General features: G+C 51.1%; 16 protein-coding genes and 1 tRNA gene. 15 read left to right on the top strand and 2 right to left on the bottom strand.

From position 1 onward, the window contains the following. Positions 1-10: 10 nt before the first annotated feature. The 14 genes from NFR25_RS02630 (at position 11) to NFR25_RS02565 (ending at position 14,932) form a co-directional block, all read left to right on the top strand. Positions 11-3,550, top strand: coding sequence for an RICIN domain-containing protein (locus NFR25_RS02630; RefSeq protein ID WP_251197697.1), 3,540 nt, complete (start codon positions 11-13; stop codon positions 3,548-3,550). A gap of 178 nt (positions 3,551-3,728) precedes the next feature. Beyond that, the gene (locus NFR25_RS02625) at positions 3,729-5,249 is read left to right on the top strand and encodes an IMP dehydrogenase (RefSeq protein ID WP_251197696.1); all 1,521 of its coding nucleotides are present in this window, start codon (positions 3,729-3,731) and stop codon (positions 5,247-5,249) included. An 81-nt stretch (positions 5,250-5,330) separates the two neighbouring features. Then, complete coding sequence (locus tag NFR25_RS02620) at positions 5,331-6,431, top strand: coiled-coil domain-containing protein (RefSeq protein WP_251197695.1); 1,101 nt, start codon at positions 5,331-5,333, stop codon at positions 6,429-6,431. Between the two features lie 107 nt (positions 6,432-6,538). Then, positions 6,539-9,097, top strand: coding sequence for a leucine--tRNA ligase (gene leuS / locus NFR25_RS02615; RefSeq protein ID WP_251197694.1), 2,559 nt, complete (start codon positions 6,539-6,541; stop codon positions 9,095-9,097). A 12-nt stretch (positions 9,098-9,109) separates the two neighbouring features. Beyond that, positions 9,110-9,562 (top strand): metallophosphoesterase family protein, encoded by a 453-nt coding sequence (locus NFR25_RS02610; RefSeq protein WP_251197693.1) that lies wholly within the window; start codon positions 9,110-9,112, stop codon positions 9,560-9,562. Positions 9,563-9,744: 182 nt separating this feature from the next. Beyond that, positions 9,745-9,820 (top strand) — tRNA-Lys (locus tag NFR25_RS02605). 308 nt (positions 9,821-10,128) lie between these two features. Beyond that, positions 10,129-10,347 carry a translation initiation factor IF-1 gene (infA, locus tag NFR25_RS02600; RefSeq protein WP_021900705.1) on the top strand — a complete coding sequence of 73 codons (219 nt, stop codon included), beginning with the start codon at positions 10,129-10,131 and terminating at the stop codon, positions 10,345-10,347. Positions 10,348-10,427: 80 nt separating this feature from the next. Then, complete coding sequence (rpmJ, locus tag NFR25_RS02595; protein WP_006363204.1) at positions 10,428-10,541, top strand: 50S ribosomal protein L36; 114 nt, start codon at positions 10,428-10,430, stop codon at positions 10,539-10,541. A gap of 18 nt (positions 10,542-10,559) precedes the next feature. Beyond that, positions 10,560-10,931 (top strand): 30S ribosomal protein S13, encoded by a 372-nt coding sequence (gene rpsM / locus NFR25_RS02590; RefSeq protein WP_251197692.1) that lies wholly within the window; start codon positions 10,560-10,562, stop codon positions 10,929-10,931. An 11-nt stretch (positions 10,932-10,942) separates the two neighbouring features. Next, complete coding sequence (gene rpsK / locus NFR25_RS02585) at positions 10,943-11,341, top strand: 30S ribosomal protein S11 (protein WP_021900707.1); 399 nt, start codon at positions 10,943-10,945, stop codon at positions 11,339-11,341. A gap of 19 nt (positions 11,342-11,360) precedes the next feature. Next, positions 11,361-11,963 (top strand): 30S ribosomal protein S4, encoded by a 603-nt coding sequence (rpsD, locus tag NFR25_RS02580; RefSeq protein WP_251197691.1) that lies wholly within the window; start codon positions 11,361-11,363, stop codon positions 11,961-11,963. A 40-nt stretch (positions 11,964-12,003) separates the two neighbouring features. Continuing rightward, positions 12,004-12,954: a DNA-directed RNA polymerase subunit alpha gene (locus tag NFR25_RS02575; RefSeq protein WP_338024375.1), complete on the top strand. Its 951-nt coding sequence runs from the start codon at positions 12,004-12,006 to the stop codon at positions 12,952-12,954. Positions 12,955-12,964: 10 nt separating this feature from the next. Then, positions 12,965-13,681, top strand: coding sequence for a 50S ribosomal protein L17 (rplQ, locus tag NFR25_RS07430; protein ID WP_338024374.1), 717 nt, complete (start codon positions 12,965-12,967; stop codon positions 13,679-13,681). A 177-nt stretch (positions 13,682-13,858) separates the two neighbouring features. After that, entirely contained in the window at positions 13,859-14,932 is a 1,074-nt protein-coding gene (locus NFR25_RS02565; protein ID WP_251197689.1) for a type I restriction endonuclease, read from the top strand. 69 nt (positions 14,933-15,001) lie between these two features. Here the strand turns inward: NFR25_RS02565 and NFR25_RS02560 are convergent, their stop codons facing one another. After that, positions 15,002-15,889, bottom strand: a complete 888-nt coding sequence (locus NFR25_RS02560) for a Fic family protein (protein WP_251197688.1) — start codon at positions 15,887-15,889, stop codon at positions 15,002-15,004. Between the two features lie 171 nt (positions 15,890-16,060). Further along, entirely contained in the window at positions 16,061-16,942 is an 882-nt protein-coding gene (locus tag NFR25_RS02555) for a Fic family protein (protein WP_251197687.1), read from the bottom strand. 333 nt (positions 16,943-17,275) lie between these two features. On the opposite strand from NFR25_RS02555, the gene NFR25_RS02550 reads away from it, so the two are divergent. Further along, on the top strand, positions 17,276-18,052 hold the full coding sequence (locus NFR25_RS02550) for an SDR family NAD(P)-dependent oxidoreductase (RefSeq protein ID WP_251197686.1): 777 nt from the start codon (positions 17,276-17,278) through the stop codon (positions 18,050-18,052). Positions 18,053-18,206: the final 154 nt, after the last annotated feature.

The raw sequence follows: 18,206 nt of genomic DNA, 5'->3' as shown, positions 1-18,206 counted from the left end.
GGAGAGTTTGATGTTCCAAGGATCTTCCAAAAAAATTCTGGGGGGGGGCAGCTCTTCTAAGCAAATCGTAGCTGCTGAACCTCTCGGCAACTTTTCATTAAAGGGGAAGCTCGTAATCGGCTGCGTCTGTTTGCTCGCAGCACTTTTCCTATGCGTTATACCTTTGCAGGCTAGCTACGCTGCAACTTATACTGCGCCTGATGGTTCTTCTTTTGAGTATGAAGACGATTCAAATAATGTTGGTGGAATTAAGATTACGAAGATCGGTACAAATAGCAAACAAATCGTACCAAATCAGATTGATGGAAAACCTGTTACAAGCATTGCTACTTCAGAGGATAGTACGACTAAGATTGCTACTCTAGACTGTACAGCTTGTTTGTCTCTGAAAAATATACGTTTGATAAATTATCAAGGGGAAGACCTTATTGTAAAAGGCTGTCCCTCATTAACCTATTTAAGGTGTGATTCGGGTTCAATAAAAAATGTAGATGCATCAAACTGCAAAGCTTTAGAACATGCGGCATTCTTTAATGTGAAGTCCCTTAATGTACTAGATGTCCATGGATGCACGGCGCTCAAACTTCTCGCGTGCGAATATTGTAGTGATATTACTTCGATCGACTTATCGACAAATAGTTCTCTTGAGAATCTTACTCTTTTCGGCCTGGGCTTAACTGCACTCGATATTTCGCATAACGTTAAATTATTGACTTTGAATTGCGGGTCCAATAAATTGACTTCGCTTGATATCAGCAACAATGCAAATTTGACTAAATTGGAATGTCAAGGAAATTCAATTAAAGATCTCTCAGCACTTGAGGCTTGGCTAAATTTAACTGGTCACGAGGGTAAAGTCTCCCCGCAGAACACTTCTGGTACTACTGGTAGTTCAAATGAGCCACCAGCAGTAACTAAGGTGAATGTTTCAAGTTGTTCGGTGGGCGTTGTCTCGGATTACGTTTATACTGGATTGGCTATCCTGCCCAATCCATCTCTGAAATACGGAAATTCCGCACTTAAAGAAGGTACGGATTACACCCTTTCGTATCGCAACAATATCAATGTGGGCACTGCTTCGGTAGTTATTACCGGTAAGGGTCTTTATACTGGAACCAAGACAATCACGTTCAGAATCGATGCAAAGAATATTTCCTCTGCCACAGCTTCGGTCGCAGACCAGAACTACACTGGCAAGTCGCTTACCCCTACTCCTGTTGTTAAGAGCGATTCGACTGTTTTAAAAAACGGTACGGACTATACTCTGATCTATCGAAACAACGTGAATGCAGGTACTGCCACCATTACTATCACGGGTAAAGGCAATTACACCGGCACCAAGACCATTACCTTTAAGATCAACGGCAAGGAAGCTTGGGTAAAGAGCGGTAGCCATTGGATGTACAAGATCTCTGACGGCACCTACGCGAAGAGCTGCTCTAAGGTTATTGCTGGTAGCACCTATCGTTTCGACGCAAATGGTTGGATGCGCACTGGCTGGGTCAAAGATGGTTCCTACTGGTATTACCACGAAAGCTCTGGAGCGATGGCCAAGGGCTGGAAGAAGCTCTCCGGAAAATGGTATTATCTCGATGCTTCCACGGGTGCCATGAAGACTGGCTTCTTCAATGTGGGAAGCTCTCGCTATTATGCCGATAGCAACGGCGTGATGCAGACTGGTTGGAAGAAGATCTCGAACAACTGGTACTACTTCAACGGTTCTGGCGCTATGTCCAAGGGTTGGACGAAGGCCGGAAGTCAGTGGTATTACCTCGATCCTTCTAACGGTGTAATGAAGACTGGCTGGTTCACTGAAAATGGCAAGAAGTACTACTTGAAGTCTTCGGGCGCTATGGCCAAGGGCTGGCTGAAGGTATCAGATGTATGGTACTACTTCAATAATTCAGGCGTTGCCCAGAAGGGTTGGGTCAAGTCTGGCGGAAAGTGGTACTACCTGGACGAAAACGGTGAGATGGTTACTGAGAAGTACCAGATCGGGAATGATACTTACCTGCTCCGCAGCAATGGCGTAATGGCTACAGGCTGGAACAAGGAAGGCAGCGACTGGTACTACTACAAATCCTCTGGAGCAATGGCTACTGACGCATGGATAGGTGATTATTGGGTTGGCTCGGAAGGCAGGATGGCTCTTAACGCCTGGGTCGACAATCAAGCATACTACGTTAATGCTAATGGCAAATATGTTAGCTCGACAAAACAGAAGAAAGCGGTTACGCCTGCAAATGGGTATTATCGCGTGAAAAGCGCTTTGGGCAATGTGATGTTGGATATGTCCGCATCGAGCATTGCTCTTGGCGGCAATGCTCAAATTTGGACAACAAATGGAGCGGACGCACAAGTTTGGCAGTTTACCAATATGGGTAGTGGTTATTACCGTATTACTAATGCAAATTCAAATCTTCCATTAGATGTATATTGTGGCAATAATGCTGATGGAACGAATGTTCGCCAGTGGGAGTGGAATACCTCTGGAGCTCAGCTTTGGAAGATTTATGAGTCGAAGTATGGTGGATATGTTTTCATCAACAAGGCAACTGGTAAGGCTCTTGATGTTTCCTCTGGATCCAATAAGCCTGGAACCAATGTTCAAATTTGGACAGAAAACAACACGAAAGCTCAGTCCTGGACCCTTAGTAAAGTAAGCTATTCTCAGCCCGCCATTACAAATTTAGGTGGCCAGTATTTCACATTCAAGTCAGCAGTAGGCTCTAGGTATTTGGATATGTCTGCATCAAGTAAAGCAAACGGCGGTAATGCGCAGATATGGGCCGATACTAAAGCTAACGCACAAGTCTGGAAGCTTGAAGCTATGGGCAGTGGTTATTACCGCATCGTGAACGCTAATTCGGGTAAAGTGCTTGATGTGAAGGGTGGAAATAAAGCCAATGGCACTAATGTGCAGCAATGGGATTGGAATAATTCTGGTGCTCAGCTCTGGAAGGCATATCGCTCGCTGTACGGTGGCTATGTGTTCATCAATAAGGGAACAGGCAAAGCTCTTGACGTGTCAGGTGGATCCAATGTGAATGGTGCAAATGTTCTAATTTGGGATTCAAATGGAACCAGAGCGCAGTCTTGGCATCTAACAGCAACGAAGCCATATGGCCAGACCACTTCTACAGCAGCAAGTAACGGTACGAAAATGAATGCGGAGCAGTACACGCTTGCAAAACAGATTTTTGATGCATACAACAATTATCGAGCATCAAAGGGATATTCGCGCGTTGCGTGGGATAATAGTTATGCGAACATGGCATATGATTCTGCTGTAGGATGCTCAAATCGAGGTAGTTTGATTCACCGCCTTGGAGTTACAGGAGCAAATCGAACCGATATCCTTCAGTACTCGACCTGGAAGAAGACCGCAAACGAGGTAGTTCAGTTTTGGAAAGGTTCTGATGGACATCGGAAGATGATGCAATGTAGCTCTGCGAAAAAAGCAGGAGTTGCAGCTTATAAGAACTCTAAGGGCGTTTGGTATTACGTAATCGTTTACGACTTCCAAGGTAGCAGTCAAAGTGGTAGCTAGTTTGGCAGGTTGATCATAATCAGCGTATTAATAAGAAGGAGAATCTAAAAGATTCTCCTTCTTATTTCATGCGTGTTTTGTTCGCGAAAAAGGAATTTTCGCGATAGGTGATGCAAATTTCCGCAGCATCCTTATAATAGGAACATTACCAGGATTTTCGAAGCAGAGGAGTTTTTAGATGGCTTACATTTTCAGCGAACCTTCACGCACCTTCAATGAGTATCTGTTGGTGCCGGGCTATTCCTCTTCCGAGTGTATCCCTGAAGCCGTAAGTCTTAAGACTCCGCTGGTGAAATATAAGCGCGGCGAAGAGCCTTCCATCACGCTTTCCATCCCCATGGTCTCCGCTATCATGCAGGCTGTTTCCGATGACGGCATGGCTGTTGCGCTCGCGCAGCAGGGCGGCATCTCCTTCATCTATGGCTCTCAGTCCATCGAAAGCCAGGCGGCCATGGTATCCCGCGTGAAGGATCACAAGGCAGGCTTCGTGCGCTCCGACTCGAACCTTCCGCCCACAGCAACGCTGGCCGACGTGGTCGAGCTGAAAGAGCGTCGCGGCCACACCACCATGCCTATCACGGAAAACGGCGAATCTCAGGGCAAGCTGCTCGGTATCGTTACGGGTCGCGACTACCGTCTTTCCCGCATGGATCTTTCCACACCGGTAACGGAATTCATGACCCCGCGCTCTGAGCTGATCGTGGCCGATGCGGACACATCGCTCAAGACTGCCAACGACATCATCTGGGACAACAAGCTGAATTCTCTGCCTATCGTGGACAAGGACGACAACCTGCTCTATATGGTCTTCCGTAAAGACTACGAAAGCCATAAGTCTAACCCCAACGAACTGCTGGACGACCATAAGCGTTACTTGGTTGGCGCCGGCATCAACACGCGCGACTTCGCAGAGCGCGTTCCTGCGTTGGTGGAAGCTGGTGCCGATGCGCTCTGCATCGACAGCTCCGAAGGCTATTCCGAATGGCAGTCCCGCACCATCGCCTGGATCCGTGAACACTATGGTGAATCGGTCAAGGTAGGCGCAGGCAATGTGGTCGATGCCGAAGGTTTCCGTTTCTTGGCCAATGCTGGCGCTGACTTCGTGAAAGTGGGCATTGGCGGCGGCTCGATCTGCATCACTCGTGAACAGAAGGGTATCGGTCGTGGTCAGGCAACTGCGCTCATCGAAGTTGCTAAAGCGCGTGACGAATACTTCGAGGAAACTGGTGTTTACGTGCCCGTTTGCTCTGATGGCGGCATCGTTTACGACCACCACATGACCCTTGCTTTGGCTATGGGTGCCGACTTCCTCATGCTGGGTCGTTACTTCGCGCGCTTCGATGAAAGCCCCACCAACAAGGTGAACATCAACGGCAACTACATGAAGGAATATTGGGGCGAAGGTTCCGCGCGCGCTCGCAATTGGCAGCGCTACGACCTAGGTGGCAACAAGAAGGGCATGACCTTCGAAGAAGGCGTGGATTCTTATGTTCCCTATGCGGGCTCGCTCAAAGACAACGTCGATCTTAGCTTGGCTAAGGTGCGCTCTACCATGTGCAACTGCGGCGCGCTCACTATCCCCGAGTTGCAGCAGAAGGCCAAGCTTACAGTGGTCAGCGCAACCTCGATCGTAGAGGGTGGCGCACACGACGTTGTGCTGCGCGACAAGACTCCGTATACGGGCAATTCGCTCCGCTAAGTGCCGCTAAGTACCATTAGAGGCCGCTGAAAGGTTGCGTTTGTTTGCCCGAAGAGGGTAACTACGGTAGCATTTAAGGCTATGTGTACGAAGTTCACAACAAGAATCGCGGCATTCGCGCTCTGTGTCTGCCTTGTTCTTTCGATGTGCGTTCCGCTTCTGCCTAGCAATTATGCGAAGGCAGACGAACTATCTGATGCGCGAGCAGCTCTCAGTGCCGCTGAAGCTCAGCTTTCTACGGTCGCAAGCGAATATAACGCCATTCAGTCCCGCATCGCTGAAGTTGAATCTCAGATCAGCGAGACCACCGCAAAGGCCGAAGAGGCTCAGGCTGAATTGCTCGAAGGTCAGAAGGAACTGGGCAAGGTGCTCGTTTCTTCATACAAGAACGAAGCTACCAGCTCTTTGGTGAACGTATTCCTTGCATCTGATTCCATGGAATCGTTCATCCGCAACGTTACCTATTACAGCTCCATCGAACAGCAGAAGGCTGAGCAGATCGCCGAGCAGAAGAAGCGCTCGGAGCAGTTCAATTCAGTCCTTGATGAGCTCGATCAGCAGAAGAACGAGCAAGAGCAGCTTGCTGCACAGGCCCAGGAGAAGAAAGATCAGGCAGAACAGATCGTGGCTTCGGCTTCTTCGAAGGTTTCCTCTATCGAATCTGAGCGTGCTCGAATCGAAGCGCTCCAGCAGCAGGCCAATTCTTTGAAGGAACAGGAACGCCCGCAAGCTTCTATCAGTCAAAATTGGAACACTGGCAATTCTGGCTCCAGCAGTTCGAGCGGTTCGAGCAGCTCGAGCAATTCAGGCGGTTCCAGTTCTTCGGGATCTGATGTGACTGCGCCTACTGGCAGCGGCTGGCATACGGGTATCGCTTCTGCGTATGGCGGCTCTTCGGATAAGACCACCCCGAACCCTGGCACTACCGCAACGGGCGCTATTTGCAACGATACCTCCATGGGCGTTGCCGTTCCCATGGCATGGCCCAATTATCGTTCCTATCTTGGCCGTAAGGTAGAGATCAAGTACAACGGTCGCACGGTCATCGCAACGGTGAACGACTGCGGTAACATGGGCGGCGGTTCGCGTTCGCTCGACTTGCAGCCAGGTGTGTTCAAAGCCTTTGGTTTCAATACTTGCCAGGCCTGGGGCTTGCGCACGGTTAGTTACCGCTTCCTTTAGGCATTTCAGGCATTTCTTTGCGCAACCGTGGCCACCTCAGCCACGTGCGCAGCGTTTCGTTCTATAATCTTTTCCATATGCTCACGTTTTACACGTAAGGATCACCCATGCACGAATACAATCCGCACGATATCGAACCGCGCTGGCAAAGCGTCTGGGAAGACAATGGCGCCAACGAAGTGACCGAGGATACGTCTCGTCCGAAGCGTTACATCTTGGAGATGTTCCCGTATCCGTCGGGCGATATCCATATGGGCCATGTGAGCAACTACACCTACGGCGATGTGGTTGCGCGCTATTGGCGCATGCGCGGCTATGACGTGTTGCACCCCATGGGTTGGGATGCATTCGGCCTGCCCGCTGAAAATGCTGCGATCAAGCATCACAGCCATCCTGCGAAATGGACCTATCAGAATATCGACACGCAGAAAGCTTCCTTCAAGCGCATGGGCTTTTCGTTCGATTGGGGCCGCACCGTGGTGGCGTGCGATCCGGATTATTATCGCTGGGGTCAGTGGATATTCCTGAAGTTCTGGGAACGTGGCCTGGTGGAGCGCCGCAATTCACCAGTGAATTGGTGCCCAAGCTGCCAGACCGTGCTGGCGAACGAGCAGGTCATCGAGGGCCGCTGCTGGCGTTGCGACTCCGAAGTGGAGAAGCGTGACCTGACCCAGTGGTACTACAAGATCACCGACTACGCGCAGGAACTACTGGACGACCTGGACCAGCTCGATGGCTGGCCCGAGCGCGTGAAACAGCAGCAGGCGAACTGGATCGGTCGTTCTGAAGGTGCGCAGGTGGACTTCACGCTGTGCGATCTTGATGGCAACCCCACAGACGAGATCATCACCGTGTTCACCACGCGTGCTGACACACTCTTCGGTTGTAGCTTCTTCGTGCTGGCACCAGAATATGCAGGCCTGAAGGGCTTGGTCGAAGGTACCGAATATGAAGCCCCTGTTATGGAACTGGTGGAAGCAGCTAAGAAGGTGAGCGCTGTCGAGCGCGCCCAAGGCGACCACGACAAGCATGGCGTTTTCACGGGGCGCTACGTGATCAACCCCGTCAATGGTGAAAAGGTGCCCATTTGGGTGGCCGACTATGTGGTTGCTGACTATGGCACGGGCGCTGTGATGGCAGTTCCCTGTGGCGACCAGCGCGACTTCGAGTTCGCACGTAAATATGACCTGCCCATCATCCCCATCATCCTCTCTGAAGATGATCCGCTCTACCCTCAGCTCAAGGACGAGCAGGGTAGGGTGGTCACTGAAGTCGACTGGCCTGAAGCTTACGCTGCTGAAGGCGTGCTGGTGCAGTCCGGTCCCTACACGGGCCTGGTGGGTGGTAAGCATTCGCCTGCTGAAGAGGCAGTGGTCGCTGAGCTTGAGCGCATGGGCAAGGGCAAGCGCACGGTGGAATTCCGCCTGCGTGATTGGCTCATCTCGCGCCAGCGCTATTGGGGCAACCCCATTCCAGCCATCCACTGCGAGCACTGCGGCGTGGTTCCCGTTCCTGAAGATCAGCTGCCCGTGCTGCTTCCTGAAGATATCGATCTAGCAGCGGGTGAAACGCTGGCAACACATGAATCGTTCATCAATACCACGTGTCCTGTGTGCGGTGCGCCTGCCAAGCGCGAGACCGACACCATGGATACCTTCACATGCTCCAGTTGGTACTACATGCGCTATACCGACCCGCATAATACCGAACTACCTTTCGACCCAGCCAAGGCGAACTATTGGATGCCGGTCGATCAGTACATCGGCGGCATCGAGCACGCCATCTTGCATCTGCTCTACAGCCGTTTCTTCACGAAGGTGCTTCGTGACGCGGGCATGCTCGATTTCGACGAGCCCTTCACGAATCTGCTGTGCCAAGGCATGGTGCTGGACGAACATGGCGATGTGATGAGCAAATCCAAGGGCAATGTGGTCTCGCCCGAGGAAATGATCGATGTCTACGGCGCTGATGCGGTGCGCGCGGCCATGCTGTTCATGGGTCCTCCCGATAAGGAGAAGCTCTGGAACGAAGACGGTCTGGCGGGCATGTACAAGTTCCTCAATCGTTTGTGGCGTCAGATCTATGACCTGGTGGGTAAGGCAGGCGACGATGCGCTCTATCAAGAAGGCTCGAGCAAAGACACCCCCGAAGTGTTGGCAGAGAAGCTCAATCGTGAGCGCCATCGCTTGGTGGGCAAGGTGGTCGACGATATCGAGCGCAATAACTTCAACACGGCGCTGGCAGCCGTTATGGAACTTTCGAATGCCGTTGGTGAATACCTGCGTGCAGTTCCTGCTGACGTGCGCGAGGGTAATGCGGACCTGAAGGCGTTCGATGCTGATATGGCCGAAACGCTCGTGAAAGTGATGGCTCCTTTTGCTCCTCATTGGGCTGAGGAGCTGTGGCACACGCCGCTCGATCACGGCGATTCCGTGCATGAAGAATCATGGCCAGAGTACGATCCGTCGCTGGCTGTTTCTAACGAAGTCGAGCTTGCGGTGCAGGTCAACGGCAAGGTGAAGACGCGCATTGTGGTCGATGCTGAAGCTGCTGAAGATGTGGTGCGTGAAACGGCATTGGCTGCAGTTTCCAAGGCACTTGAAGGCAAGGACGTGGTAAAGGTCATCGTCATCCCAGGTCGCCTTGTGAACATCGTGGTGAAATAAGACCTGTGTGCCATGATCGTTGGAGTTGTTTCAGATATTCACGGCCATTTGAGCGAAGAAGCTTACGAGGCGCTTCGCGGCAGCGACTACATTTTGTGCGCGGGGGATATCGAACGCCCGATGGTGTTGCATGAACTGGAGACCATCGCGCCTACTATCTGCGTGCGTGGCAATTGTGATCGCTATGACCTGGGTTCTTCCGTGAAGAACATCGCTTCACCGCTTTTGGGTGGCGTGCGTTTTCGCATGGTGCATCGTCCTGAAGATATCGGCGCAGTTCCTGATGACGTGCAGGTGGTGGTGCACGGTCATACTCATATTCCGCGTGAAGAATATGGCGCCGATGGCGTGCTGTTCTTGAACCCGGGTAGCCCTTCGCGCCCTCGCGGTGGTAGCGCTCCTAGTGTGGCGCGCCTATTCATCGACGATGGAAAGGTGAAGTCTGTAGAGTTCATCGAACTATGATCCAACGCTTTGGCGCTGGACAAGCCGTCTGGAGCAAGAAGGTTCTCAGCATCAAGGCAATTGGACGGATCCGCGCTCGGGCCAACACGGATCGGTACGCTGTCCAGGACGAAAATGAACCTGGCACCCGTTTGTCCCGTTGACCGCCTGTAGGTTCAAAGATAGAATACTTTCTTGCATATGCGCCGTTAGCTCAGTTGGTAGAGCAGGGGACTTTTAATCCCAAGGTCGCGGGTTCGATTCCCTCACGGCGCACCATTCCAACCATCCAGTCTCGCCTCCGCGAGACTTTTTTATGGACTAAAAGCGCCGCGGCTCCTATTCGCCTACCGATCGCACGTGAAAAACCATTCGGCGATGCGAATTGTGGAGAAATTGTGAAGGTGCATGGAGTTATTCTAGAATTGAAAGGCTTGCACGTTGTGTGCCGTGGTTCACTGCGCGGTAAAACAGGGTAAATACCCTGATGGCAGGCTCTTAACCCAGAGTCGGCCCAGTTGGACCACCCACGAAGCAGGCAAGTGCGGTATGGAAGCAATGTCTTTGCTGAAACTAGAGGAGCGATCTTGGCTAAAGAAGATGCAATCGAACTAGAGGGTACGGTTCTCGAAGCGCTGCCCAACGCAATGTTCCGCGTAGAGCTCGAAAACGGCCACAAGATCTTGGCCCATATCTCGGGCAAGATGCGCATGCACTACATCAAGATCCTTCCCGGCGACAAGGTCCAGGTCGAACTTTCCGTCTATGACCTCGATCGTGGTCGCATCACCTATCGCTATAAGTAAGTAACCGTTTTCGTTTTACAAACTACCGTCTGCGGCTGGACGTGTTTATAAAGTGAACGCATAACCGAAAGGAATTAATTATGAAGGTACGTCCTTCGGTCAAGAAAATGTGCGACAAGTGCAAGATCATTCGACGCCATGGCAAGGTTTTGGTCATCTGCGAAAATCCACGCCACAAGCAGCGTCAAGGTTAAAGAGAAGGGAATCGATTCATGGCACGTCTTGTTGGTGTCGACCTTCCTCGCGATAAGCGCATTGAAGTCGGCTTGACCTACATTTACGGCATTGGCCCTACCACCTCTAAGAAGATCCTCGCGGAAACCGGCGTAGACCCCGATGTTCGCGTGCGCGATCTTACTGAGGATGATCTGGCTAAGCTCCGTGACTATATCACCGCAAACATCACCACTGAAGGTGACCTCCACCGTGAGGTTCGCCAGAACATCAACCGCCTCATGGAGATCGGTTGCTATCGTGGCCTGCGTCATCGTCGTGGCCTGCCCGTTCGTGGTCAGCGTACCCACACGAATGCACGTACCCGCAAGGGTCCGCGTAAGCAAATCGGCGGCAAGAAGAATAAGTAGAGGTGTTGTAAGTGGCAGCTAAGAAAAACGTCCGCACCCGCATCAAGCGCTCTGAGCGCAAGAATATTGCTGTTGGTGCAGCTCATATCAAATCTACCTTCAATAACACGATCGTTTCTATCACCGATCCTCAGGGAAATGTGATCTCGTGGCAGTCTGCTGGCACGGTTGGTTTCAAGGGCTCCCGTAAGTCCACCCCGTTCGCAGCACAGATGGCAGCTGAAGCAGCAGCCAAGACCGCTATGGAGCACGGCCTGAAGAAGGTCTCTGTTTTCGTGAAGGGCCCTGGTTCTGGTCGCGAGACCGCCATCCGCTCTCTGCAGGCAGCAGGCCTCGAAGTGGCAAGCATCCAGGATTGCACCCCCATCCCGCACAACGGTTGCCGTCAGCGCAAGCGTCGTCGCGTCTAAATGAAAGGATCAGTTAATCATGGCTATTAACAGAACTCCGGTTCTCAAACGTTGCCGTCAACTGGGCTTGGATCCTATCGTTCTCGGCTACACCGGTAAAAGCAAATCGAGCTCCATTCGTCAGCCTAAGCGCCGTCGTAAGGAAAGCGAATACGGCATGCAGCTTCGTGAGAAGCAGAAGGCCAAGTTCATCTACGGCGTGCTGGAAAAGCAATTCCATGGCTACTTCGATCGCGCAAAGGCAATGCCCGGCATCACCGGCGCTAACCTGATGCAGATCCTGGAGTCTCGCCTTGACAACGTTGTCTTCCGTCTCGGCTTCGCCAAGACCCGCAAGGAGGCTCGTCAGATCGTTACCCATGGTCATATCCAGGTGAACGGCAAGCATGTCGATATTCCTTCTTATCGTGTGCGTCCTGGCGACCTTATCTCTGTTCGTCCTAAGTCCAAGGACCTGCTGGTCATCAAGAGCGCACTCGTTTCCAACGAGGGTCGCCTGGTTCCTGCATGGCTCGAGGTCGACATCGAAAAGCTCCAGGGCAGCGTTCTTTCGCTTCCTGAGCGTGACCAGATCGACCTGGACATTCACGAACAGCTCATCGTCGAACTTTACTCGAAGTAATCTACGCTACCCCTGCGGTATTTAAGGAGGCTTATACGGTATGACAGAGTTCATGAGGCCGACAGTTACAACCGAAGAAGTGAACGATCTTGTTGCTCGCTTCATTGTTGAGCCGCTCGAGCGTGGCTACGGTTACACCTTGGGTAATTGCATGCGTCGCGTGCTCCTTTCCTCGCTGGATGGTGCTAAGCCAACCGCGATCCAGATCGAAGGCGTTCAGCACGAGTTCACAACTGCCGAAGGCATCATCGAAGACATCACCGATATCGTTCTGAATGTTAAGGGCTTGGTCTTCAGTGCGCTCTCTAGCGAATACACTGAAGCTACTGCGCATGTTCATGCAGAAGGCCCTTGCACGGTCACTGGCGCCGACCTGGACGTTCCCACCGAGTTCACCCTCATCAACCCCGAGCATGTCATTGCTACGGTCGCTGATGGCGGTACGCTCGATATGACCATCCGCATTGGCGTTGGTCGTGGCTACGTTTCTGCAGAGCGCAACAAGCGTACGGAAGATCCTATCGGCATCATCCATGTTGACTCGCTGTTCTCGCCAGTCCGTCGCTGCACCATGAATGTCAGCGACACGCGCGTTGGTCAGCGTACCGACTATGACAAGCTGGTCCTTGAAGTGGAGACCGATGGTTCCATCAACCCCACCGAGGCAGTTTGCCGTGCAGCGAACATCATCAACCAGTACATGGGCGCTTTCCTTTCTCTCGATGAGATCGAAGAGGATGAAGAGGGCGAGGTGGTTTCCATCTTCGCTCCTGAAAGCCAGGAGACCAATGCTGAGTTGGACAAGCAGATCGAGGATCTGGACCTTTCCGTTCGTTCCTACAACTGCTTGAAGCGCGCTGGCATCCATTCAGTTCGTCAGCTGGTCGAATATTCCGAAAACGACCTGCTCAATATTAGGAACTTTGGTGCGAAGTCCATCGAAGAGGTTAAGGATAAGCTCATCTCGATGGACCTCAATTTGAAGCAATAGGAGATACAAGATGAGACACAAGAAAAAGGGACGCAAGCTTGGCACTGACTCCAGCCACACCAAGGCTATGCGCAAGAGCCTGGTAGGTGCGCTGTTCACTAACGACCGCATCAAGACGGTCGAGGCTCGTGCTAAGGAAATTCGTCCTGACGTTGATAAGATCATCACCTGGGCAAAGAAGGGCGACCTGCATTCTCGTCGTCTAGCTATTGCTGCTCTGGGTGACAAGGAATTGGTCCGCGAGGTTTTCGAGAAGGTCGAGCAGGGCATGTTCGGCGATCGCCAGGGCGGCTACACCCGCATCATGAAGCTGGGTAACCGCAAGGGCGACAACGCTCCTATGGTCATCATGGAGCTTGTGAGCGAGCCTGTTGGCAAGAAGAAGAAAGCCAAGAAGGACGACGCTAAGGCCGAGAAGAAGGCTGCGCCGAAGAAGACCGCTAAGAAGGCTGCTCCTAAGAAGGAAGAAGCTAAGGTTGCAGAAGACGTAGCTGAAGAGCTTTCTGAAGATCAGGCTAAGATGATGGAAGCTGAAGCAGAAGGCGCAAAGCCTGAAGACGCTAAGGCTGAAGTTGCTGCAGAAGCAGAAGCCAAGGAGGCCAAGGAAGAAGCTAAGGAGAACGCCAAGGCTGAAGAGGAGCAGAAGGAAGAGGCTGAAAAGGCCGAAGAAGCTGCTGCTAAGGATGCCGAAGCTGCCGCGGCTGAAAAGGAAGAGAAGGCCAAGTAGCTTTCCGCTCCAACATCACATGATGCGAAAGGCGCCCCACGGGGCGCTTTTTTGTTGCCTGGAGGGCATTCGCTACGGTACCTCTAAGTGTTATCCCTGATGGTATTTGACAAATGTTGTTTATGAGGCAAGATAAACAGTAGGAGAACTATGTGTGCTATGCATGAGGAGGATTCTATGGATAGAGATTTTAGCGAAGATGTTCGCGTGCTAGGTGCTAAAGCTAGAGAGGTGCGTGACAGTCTTCAGTCGGAAGAAGCAACAAAAAACTCTTTAGTTCTACCAATGATTCAAGCGCTTGGATATGACGTTTTCGATCATAATGAAGTTTGTCCAGAATACGATGCGGATCGTGGCACTAAAAAAGGCGAAAAAGTTGATTATGCTATTTTAGAAAATGGGGAGCCGATAATCTTAATTGAATGCAAAGCTGCAAGCGACAGCTTGCATAAAAGCCACTATGACACACAACTCTATCGCTATTTCAATGCAACTCCAACAGCAAGATTCGGTATTTTGACAAACGGTGTCACCTATCTTTTTTATACAGATTTAGATAAAAACAACCTCATGGATGAGATTCCATTCCTAGAGATTGATTTACTTGATTTGCGCGGATCGTCAATTGCGGAGTTGAAAAAATTTTGTAAGCCTGAATTCGATTCGGGTCAGATTATTTCCCACGCTGAAGACTTAAAATACAGCAGCTTGATCAGGGAAAAGATCTTAGCTGAGCTGGATGACCCGTCAGAAGATTTTATTCGATGTGTTCTTAAAGGAATCTATGAGGGTCGTCTTACTCAGAATGCATATGAAAAGTTTAAGCCTATGGTGAAACGAACTTTCCAAAATATGGCTGACGAAACAGTAAAGAGGAGACTTGCAGCTGCTCTTGAAACAGAAACAGAAGCACAGGAAGAGGCGCAAGAAGAAGATGAGGCCGCCCGTGCTACAAAGATTGTCACTACGGAGGAAGAACTAGAAGCATATTATATTATTCGTGGGATTTTGGCTGAGCATGTATCTGCTTCGCAGGTAACATATCGCGATGCAGAATCCTACTTTGCGATATTCTTCGCAGATAATAATAGAAAACCGATTTGCCGACTTCAGCTTGATGCTTCTACAAAGTATATTTTTATTCCAAATGAAAACAAAGAATTTACTAGATATGAACTGGAGTCTCTTGAGGACATTTATAGCCACAAAGACCAGCTTATTCGAATGGCAAAATATTGGGCAAATTCTTAAAACAGCGCAATAGACTACAAATAGTGTTTCTATGAATAAATGAGATATTGATGTAGGTCAATATCTCATTTATTTGTAAAGGATGCGGAAGTAGTCGAGGTAGCGCTTGAAGCGGTCTTGAGCAGTTAGGATCGTATCGGTAAGGAAACCAGGTTCGCGGTGCCATTCATTCAGGCCTCGATAGTAGTAACGCTTCATCTCGTCGCTGATGATGAAGGGAACGACATCGTTCGCAAGACATTCCTTAAACATGATGAGTCTGCCCACGCGGCCGTTCCCGTCTTGGAAGGGATGAATGCGCTCGAACTGTACATGAAACTCGATGATGTCATGCAGAGTAGGATGTGCAATCTTGTTGTAGCTAGCTAGGATGTTCGCAATGGCAGGCTCAACCGCTTCAGGCTCTACGGTCATTCGTCCGCCAACTTCGTTTGGATGCAGCTTGTAATCACCCACGGCGAACCAATCCTTGGTCGCGTCTGTTGTTGCCGTCTTCAAGATACGGTGAAGATCTTTGATCATAGCTTGTGAGAGTGGCTGCTGTGCATGATGGATTATATAGTCGATAGCCCTGAAATGGTTGCTCGTTTCGATGATGTCATCGATGCGGATGTCGCTATCTTCGAACCCGATGGTGTGCGTCTCAAAGATAAGGCGTGTCTGCTCTTCCGAAAGTCTGCTGCCTTCTATGTGATTGGAGTTGTAGGCCAGTTCTATCTGGACGCGATGATAGATGCCGCCTTTTAGTTGGGCTTCTTGCTCTTCTCTTAGGCTCGTGAGGAGCGGGGAAGGGGCTTTGGCATGGTGACGCGCGGGTTTATCTGCTGATGCAGGAATGTTCCAGGTTTTTCCCGTTTTGAAAGCGCCAGGAATCTGATCGTGGACGCAATAGTTTCGAACGGTTCGCTCAGAAACGCCCCACTGTTTTGCAATCTCCTTTGCGGAAAGGAATTCCATTTCAACCCTTCTGATATTGCCGATATCGGCAAACTCCTATATATAGATTTTAGCAAATCGGAAGCAATTTCTTGCCGATGTCGGCAATTTCAACGATTTTCCTTCTAAGCTCTTCCGCATAGTTTCGACTGTGATCGAAACTAAATTACAGCAGAGAGAGCTTTGGGTCTGCTAATTCTTCTTATGGAGGGCTTGGAGAGGGCTTACGTTGCGGAGAAGCTCTGGGTTGTCAAAGAGGGCGGAGCAAATGAGCGCTTCACGATCGAGCGTATCGTTACGCAGGCCGATCGCATTTCCGTAGAAAGACATGAGGAATTCGAGCGTGGGGAACGTGTTCGCGGCAGCGTTGCGATACATGGAGCGGACCAGTGCGTCGCGGTAGTAGCGCGCATGCTTCTCGAATGGTTCATTGGAAATATCGAACCCAAGGTAGTTCAGATACAGCTCTGAGAATACAGCAATGGTGCGCGTGTTGCCTTCATAGAATGGATGGATCTGCCACAAGAAGGCTATGGCTTGGCAGAAATCCTTGAAGTTCTTATCATCGAACGCGCCATAGTCCTTGGCGTGTTCGCGCTCAAAGGCACCATGGAGCGCCATTTCGTAGGTAGAAGGGTCGGCATAAAGCACGCTATCGCCGTTGAGGATCTCCTCTTGCTTTACCATGCGCTCGGTCTTGAATTCGCCAGGGTGATACACGGATGCGTCCAGGTCCTGGAAGAGGTGGCGATGGATGTGGATGAGGAAATCGGGCGACAGGAAGAAGACTTTGCTTGACAAGATCTCGGCAATACGATGGCTGACATGGTCGGCTTCGCGAAATGCTTCGTGTTCGCCATTTTCATGATGCGCACGAATGAGCGAGCCAACCTCTGCCAGATCATGGTCGCCTCGGATGTGCGCGTCCGCTACGTCACGCAAGAAAGGTGAAACCTCAAGTCCGTCAACCTGCTGAAGGCCGATGGCTACAGCCCAATAGTGTTCACGGCTTTTGGGTGATGAGTGCTTGCTCGATGGTTCGTACTCAAACCCGTCTGGTGAATCTGCTGTCATGGCCACACCTCCTTCTTGCGTATTCGATATAGGTGCTTCTCAATGATACAGCACGCTCGGACACTTTCGGAATCGGCCCCAAAGTGTCCAGGGCAGTTTGGGGCTGGGGGTCGAACTGTCCGGGACAGGTTTGCCCCGCCTTGGTTGAGTGCTGCTTGTTTTGGAGCAAAATAGAGCCGGTCTTGAAAGTGTCCCATTGTTGCGGCAATCCAATTGCATTGAGGTCTAAGAAGGCGTAACTTGCTTGAAACCAACGAAGGGTTTTACTCTGTTAACATGATGCGCATGTTTCAAATTTGGCAAGGTCAACACAGCTAAAGGAAGGTTTTCTCAATGACGAAGAACTATTTTGACTTGCATGATCAAGTGGCTATCGTAACGGGTGCATCCAGCGGATTGGGTGTGCAGATGGCAAAGGCGTTGGCAAATCAGGGCGCCAAGATCGTGGTCATGGCACGTCGCCAGGAGCTCATCGAAGAGGTTGCTAAAGAGATCGCCGATGAATTCGGCGTAGAGACGCTGGCGATTCGTTGTGATATTACCGATACGGAAAACGTTGACTTAGCGGTAGCGGAAGTGATGAAGACCTTCGGTCGCATTGACATCTTGGTGAACAATGCGGGCACGGGCGCGGTCGCTCCAGCTGAAGATATCACTGACGAGCAGTTCGCGAACGAGATGGACATCGATCTGTTCGGGAGCTTCAAGGTAGCTCGTGCAGTGGCCAAACAGGCCATGATTCCTGCAAAGTATGGCCGCATCATCAATATTGCCAGTATGTATGGCCTGGTCGGTAATAAGGTTGCTGGTTCTGCTCCGTATCATGCTGCCAAGGGCGGCGTCGTGAATCTGACGCGCGCACTGGCTGCTGAATGGGGTAAGTATGGCATCACGGTCAACAGTATCTGCCCTGGCTACTTCCGCACCCCGCTTACGCAGGAGACGTTGGATTCCGAATTCTTCCAGCAGAACGCTAAGACCATGATCCCCGAAGAGCGCTACGGCAGCGCGGGCGAGCTCGATACAGCAGCCATCTTCCTTGCAAGCCCGAATAGTGCTTATGTCACGGGCGTGCAGCTTCCTGTGGATGGCGGTTATACCGCAATGTAGAGCTGCTTTCGCTTCGTGTCATCCTGCGTCGGTAACGGGAAGGTGACAAGAATCCTAATAACTGGTAAACAACGCCTGACCTGCCGTTGTGTAAGCCCAAAAGGGTGAATAATAAGGGTGTCAGTTGAGACAGCGCGTTAGTCGTTCCGCTTGA

The sequence above is a fragment of the Anaerotardibacter muris genome (genome assembly GCF_943192915.1).
Classification (GTDB): domain Bacteria; phylum Actinomycetota; class Coriobacteriia; order Coriobacteriales; family Eggerthellaceae; genus Anaerotardibacter; species Anaerotardibacter muris.
Note: the sequence above shows the minus strand (reverse complement) of the source record. Positions and strands in the feature narration are given on the sequence as shown.